We start from the raw sequence: 4,178 nt of genomic DNA on the forward strand, positions 1-4,178 counted from the left end.
AGAGGGATTTTTGAGTCGCTTTTGGGGATACCCGCTGATCATTTTGATCTTGCTGGTCATCATTGTGATTCTGTTTATTTGGGCCATCACCGCCAATCAACCCGATAATACCCAGGTAGCTGCCGCTAAACCCGCGCAAAAAGTCCTGCATGTCACTAGTGCCCCCAGCATTGCGGCCATCACCCAAAACAGCAAACCGTTGACTGCCGATCAGACCAAGTTGCTCATGCAAGCACGCGGAGCTTTCTGGCATCACGACTATGCCGGTGCTATTGCGGATTATCATCATTTGATTCAGGAAGCGCCTGACTCCCCCGCTGCCTATGGCGAAATGGGTAATGTGTTGTACATGACAGGTCACTATCACCAGGCGGGTAACGCTTATGGTCAGGCTGCCATGCAGCTGATTCATGCCGGACGTTATGCCGATGGTGCCGCGCTGATTCCTATTCTCGGACGTCTGGATCCTGCGGAAGCACAAAAAGTGCAGGAGGCGCTGTCCCATGCCCCCGAAGCCGAAACCGGGATGCCGCCTGCCTGATGGTGAATTTCACAAAATCAACTCGATGGACAGCTATGCTGCTGTCTGTCGGGTTTATAGTGTGCATGGCCACTGCACAAGCCGGGGTTACATCCGATTTGTTACGTCCAAAATCCGGATGGAACCATCACTACCTTCAGCAGCTGATGCAGGCACGCCAAGCCTACTGGCAAGGCAACCCATTGCGCGCCATTCAGGAATATGCACAATTGATTCATCTTGCCCCCCAGCGGTATCTGGCAGATCTCTATGGAGAACAGGGCAATGTTTATTACCGGATAGGAGCATTTTACGCGGCGGGAAATGATTACATTCATAGCTTTCGGAATCTGATCCGGGAGAAAAACCTGCGTGGAGCCCGCACACTTATTCCCATCGTCGCACAAATCAATCCAAATGCAGCCTATCAGCTGACGATCCAATTAAATCATCAGGAGACAAACCATCATGGCAGAACAACCGACTACGGAAACACACTCGCAGTCTCAGCATCATATCGCTGGCCTTTCTGACCGCCAGCTCAGACTGATCGTCTACGCGGCCCTCGTCGCCTTTCTGGTCCTGGCCGCTTATGAGTTTTATCTGGCCGTGGAAATGTCCCATGACCTCCATGAAATGACCAAACAGTTCCAGAAAATGAGTCCCAACATTCAACGCAACATGAACAGCATGTCACAAAATATGGCAGAGATGACCCATTCGACCAGCTACATGGCACAGGCCACCGGGCAGATGCAGGCTGAATTCTGGAGCCTGAACCGTAACATCACGCCACCATTTTCTTTTCTGAGTGGCATGTTGCCTTTCAATCACAATGATCCGGACTATGGGCCCAGAACACCTCTACCCCCTCCGCGCCAAGAAGCCTATGATGGAGTGCCACCGGGATATAATCCGCAATATCAAAGTGGCTATCCAAATCAGGGGAATGCTTATGGCAACCACTGAGCCTGATGGCGAGGTGCTAGCCAAGGAGAAAAAGATGGCGTCACTGAGCACTGAACTGGAAACCCTCTGCGAGGTTTTACCAGAATTACTGGATTCCATGGACGCCGGCATTCTGCTGACCGACATTCAGGGGAAAATTGAATTCTGCAATGCTGCCGCCAAAATCTTGTTGAACACGCATCAACTGGAGCACCTGCGCAGCATACCTGGAGGTAGCGTCCAGAAAGAACTGGTGCGAGCGGCCATTGCTGCTGGTCAGGAAGATGCCGTGAGTCGACCGCAAACTGGCTGCGTCCGCTGGGATCACCCGCTTCCCGTTGCCGAAGGCGATCACAAGGTCCTGCAGATCAGAACCCGACTGGTAGAGCGCAAACAACATAAACGCCGCATTTTTTTCATCGAAGATGTCTCCGAATTGCGTCATGCCGAGCGGATTCTGGGCGGCACCCGCAGTGTGGGTTTTATTACAGATGATCCGCACATGCGCGATGCCCTCGAATTAATTGAGCAAGTCGCGGCCACCGATGCCAGCGTCATTTTTCAAGGCGAATCGGGGTCTGGCAAAGGCTTGATGGTCCGCTTGCTGCATCAACAAAGTAACCGATCCAAAAAATCCCTGGTGGAAGTGAATTGTGCTGCTATTCCCGATAATTTATTTGAAGCCGAGTTTTTCGGATCCGTAAAAGGCGCTTTTACGGGAGCAGTGACTGATCGCATTGGCCGTTTTGCGGCAGCAGATGGTGGCACGCTCTTCCTCGATGAAGTCAGCGAACTACCCAAACATCATCAAGCCAAACTGCTGAAGGTCCTGGAAGACATGCGCTATGAACCAGTCGGCAGCACCAAAACCCATCAGGTCGATGTACGCGTGGTCGCTGCCAGCAATCGCAATCTCAAGGAATTGGTAGAAAGTGGAGATTTTCGGAGTGACCTGTTTTATCGGTTAAATGTGATCCCTATCCGCATACCGGCACTACGTGAAAGGCCCGCCGATATCATGCTCCTGGCCGAACATTTTTTGAAAATTACTACGGGAGGCCACAAGAAAAAGCTTGGTTCGGCGGCCAAACATCTGCTTCTGGATTACCCCTGGCCGGGAAATGTGCGTGAACTCCGCAACGTGATGGAATATGTGGCCATCTGCAGTGCCGGACCGGAAATCAGCGACAGTGATTTCCCCAAAGACTTCCTGGACAGAATGCACTTGGGGTCATCCGTTACTTCCAGCCGATCAGAAAACGATCCGGAGGCCATTTATGATCGGGAAAATCTTTTGCAGCTACTGGATAAACATGGAGGCAATCGTGCCGCCGCCGCTCGCGAACTGGGTATTGATCGCGTGACTCTTTGGCGGCATTTGTCCCGCCTGGGTATTTCCGGAAAAGACAGTAACAACCATTTGGGACATTAATACATTCAGGGCTTCTGCATAACCCAGAAGCCCCAGCGTCGCTAACTTGCGGACTAGATTTTGGACATCGCTGAAAAGCTTTTGACAAAGGGTCCTGCCATACGTGGATCTTTAAGCATACTGGAGTAGTCCCCTACCTTGAATTTAATTTTTCCGGTGGTAAACGCCATGCCTAGCCCCGTCATACCCGGAGATTTTTCTATCCACTTTAACCATTGCGGATGCTGGGCGCGAATATCCCAGTTCAAAGGCTGATCAGTATATACGCCCGATGCCGTTGCCTTGCCATTTTGTACAACCAGAAAAGCACGGGGCTTGTCTTCTTCCGGGTAACCATAAGCAATGACCGAATTAAAGCCAATCTGGGCAAGAGCGTCAGAAAGCTCGGGATCCTTATTCCATTCCTCAACAAAACGGGCCATCCAGGCGGGTGAAAATAAATCTGCCACGGGTAATACCTCCTCATACAGGTGAACAAAAATTTGCGGACGCACGCCCGCACCAAAAAGCGATTATCAGGATGTCGGGTCTCTCGTCAAAAATTTTGACTTAAATACATACCGTGGAGCACGTCAGTCCAGTGACGATATTTTTCGATAACATTTGCCCAAGGCGAAAGCAGCTCAGTCTCCATGCCGCCCTCGCTTATTGATGGCAGCACTATGCCCCCACTCCCCCAGATCACTCACCTGTACCCCGACCCACCAGAAAGGGGCCACACTATCCTGACCGTGTCCACCTATCAGATGCTGACCGGGGGCCAAATGTACATGGGCAACCAGATTTTCCGCTTCTGCACGCGTCCGGAACACTGACCAGGCAACAATCCGCTCCATAGGAGTCATACCAGATTTTCCAGCTTGAGATGCATGCACCTTTGAAGGCAGCTCCCGTGCTTCATCAAGAAAACGACTATCCATCATGAACATCCCCCCTCAAATAATAAATCACTGGACTTAATTCAGCATAAATCATGCCAATTTATAATTGTTTGATTACAATCGAATCAATCTGGTGACAATCTTTATCCATGCAACGATTTTTATTTTTTACAGAATAAAAACAAAAAGATAAATGATACATCAAATGTTGCATCACCGGCCTCGCAGGCACTGGCCGCCCTAAAAACATCAGATTATTATTATATTAATCGTAAACGTTCAGCCAACCCACCCTTGCGGATTGGCGCCCATCAGGGTAATGCGGTTTTTTTCCAGTTCCACGGCAAGAGTTCGTGGAGCCGCTTGTTGGGCCAAGTGGGGAGCTTTTCGAGCACGT

The 4,178-nt window shown here is 50.5% G+C and carries 5 protein-coding genes and 1 pseudogene; 4 read left to right on the forward strand and 2 right to left on the reverse strand.

What is annotated here, in order from left to right:
• From HJG40_RS11480 to HJG40_RS11495, 4 genes and pseudogenes are all read left to right on the forward strand, one after another.
• Positions 1-541, forward strand: a pseudogene (locus HJG40_RS11480) (tetratricopeptide repeat protein); the annotation flags it as partial.
• Positions 541-1,053 (forward strand): hypothetical protein, encoded by a 513-nt coding sequence (locus HJG40_RS11485; RefSeq protein ID WP_215864324.1) that lies wholly within the window; start codon positions 541-543, stop codon positions 1,051-1,053. The pseudogene HJG40_RS11480 and the gene HJG40_RS11485, both read left to right, overlap by 1 nt.
• Positions 989-1,489: a hypothetical protein gene (locus HJG40_RS11490; protein WP_215864325.1), complete on the forward strand. Its 501-nt coding sequence runs from the start codon at positions 989-991 to the stop codon at positions 1,487-1,489. Before HJG40_RS11485 ends, HJG40_RS11490 begins: the two co-directional genes overlap by 65 nt.
• A complete protein-coding gene (locus tag HJG40_RS11495; RefSeq protein ID WP_215864326.1) occupies positions 1,476-2,900 on the forward strand; it encodes a sigma-54 interaction domain-containing protein in 1,425 nt (474 codons plus the stop codon). The genes HJG40_RS11490 and HJG40_RS11495 overlap by 14 nt, the downstream gene beginning before the upstream one ends.
• Before the next feature lie 53 nt (positions 2,901-2,953).
• Here HJG40_RS11495 and HJG40_RS11500 read toward each other — a convergent pair whose 3' ends face one another.
• The gene (locus HJG40_RS11500) at positions 2,954-3,349 is read right to left on the reverse strand and encodes an SCP-2 sterol transfer family protein (protein ID WP_215864327.1); all 396 of its coding nucleotides are present in this window, start codon (positions 3,347-3,349) and stop codon (positions 2,954-2,956) included.
• Positions 3,350-3,523: 174 nt separating this feature from the next.
• A complete protein-coding gene (locus tag HJG40_RS11505; protein WP_215864328.1) occupies positions 3,524-3,823 on the reverse strand; it encodes a hypothetical protein in 300 nt (99 codons plus the stop codon).
• Positions 3,824-4,178: the final 355 nt, after the last annotated feature.

This window comes from Acidithiobacillus concretivorus (genome assembly GCF_018853445.1).
Classification (GTDB): domain Bacteria; phylum Pseudomonadota; class Gammaproteobacteria; order Acidithiobacillales; family Acidithiobacillaceae; genus Acidithiobacillus; species Acidithiobacillus concretivorus.